This is a genomic window from Pandoraea cepalis, from assembly GCF_902459625.1.
In the GTDB taxonomy this organism is placed as follows: Bacteria; Pseudomonadota; Gammaproteobacteria; order Burkholderiales; family Burkholderiaceae; genus Pandoraea; species Pandoraea cepalis.
This window is the reverse complement of sequence record NZ_CABPRY010000029.1, coordinates 1-1,284: the sequence shown is the minus strand read 5'-3', so window position 1 is coordinate 1,284 and position 1,284 is coordinate 1. Positions and strand designations below refer to the sequence as shown.

The 1,284-nt window shown below is 61.5% G+C and carries 1 protein-coding gene; it reads right to left on the bottom strand.

What is annotated here, in order from left to right; translation table 11 throughout:
- Window positions 1-61: 61 nt before the first annotated feature.
- Window positions 62-1,197, bottom strand: a protein-coding gene (locus PCE31107_RS23245) for an IS3 family transposase (protein ID WP_425494747.1) whose coding sequence is annotated in 2 segments (ribosomal slippage) — window positions 62-933 and window positions 933-1,197 — 1,137 coding nt in all. Because the reading frame shifts where the segments join, the coding sequence is not laid out codon by codon here.
- Window positions 1,198-1,284 lie beyond the last annotated feature (87 nt).

Below are 1,284 nucleotides of genomic sequence, written 5' to 3'. Positions count from 1 at the left end.
AGAGGTGGCTTCGCTCGTTCGGACAGTCTTCTGAGATTTTTAAGTGGAACGTCCGAGGCAATCATGCTGCCGATTTGATCGCTGGCAGCGTCGCGAAGTATGCCTCATCCGGCGTCTGATCCGCCAGGCTCGAATGGGGCCGTTTCCAGTTGTACAGGCTGATGTACTCGCCGATGGAGCGCCGGGCATGACTGACCGACTCGTACGCCTTCAGGTAGACCTCTTCGTACTTGATGCTGCGCCAGACCCGTTCAACGAATACGTTGTCACGCCAGCTTCCCTTGCCGTCCATCGACAGCCGGATGCCCCGACTGAGCACCGCCTCGGTAAACGCGTTGGCCGTGAACTGACTGCCCTGGTCGGTGTTCACGATGTCCGGCCGCCCGTAGCGGGCGAACGCTTCTTCCAGCGCCTCGACAGCATGTACGGCTTCCAGCGTGATCGCCACCCGGTGCGCGAGAACCTTGCGGCTCGACCAGTCCACCACCGCCGTCAGGTACACAAAGCCTCGTGTCATCGGAATGTAGGTCGTGTCGAGTGCCCACGCCTGATTCGCCCGGTCAATCTTCATGCCGCGCAGCAGGTATGGCCAGATCTTGTGCTGCGCGTTGCGGCGGCTCGTGTTTGGCTTACAGTACAACGCCTCTACGCCCATGCGCTTCATCAGCGTCCGCACTCGGCGACGGCCAGCCTCATGGCCTTCCCGACGCAGCAGGCGCGCCAGCATCCGCGCCCCGGCAAACGGAAACTCCATGTGCAATTCGTCGATCCGTCGCATCAGCAACTGATCCGCTTCGCTCACCGGCTGCGGCCGGTAATACACGCTCGATCTCGCCACGCCGACGAGACGGGCCTGCTGCGAAATCGGCAACGCGTGCTTACGGTCGATCATTTCTTTGCGCTCAGCAATCCCGCCTTGTCGAGCGCGCCGCTTAAAAAATCATTTTCCAGCGTCAGTTGCCCGATCTTTGCGTGCAGCGATTTCAGATCAACGGGCGGCTCGTTCGACGGCGCACCGCCCGCGCCGAACACGTCCGCCGCGCGCTCCTGCAATTGCCGCTTCCATTCCGTGATCTGGTTCGGGTGTACATCGAACTGCTGCGCCAGTTCAGCCAGCGTCCGCTCGCCTTTGACCGCTGCCAGTGCCACCTTCGCTTTGAACGTCGCTGAGTGCGTCCGTCGGGTTCTCTTCGTCATCTTCCGGGTTCCTTTGCCAGCATTATCGCCGGCTCAGGCCCCGGTCGCTCCACTTATCCGACTGTCCGAATTCGCGCAGCCACCTCT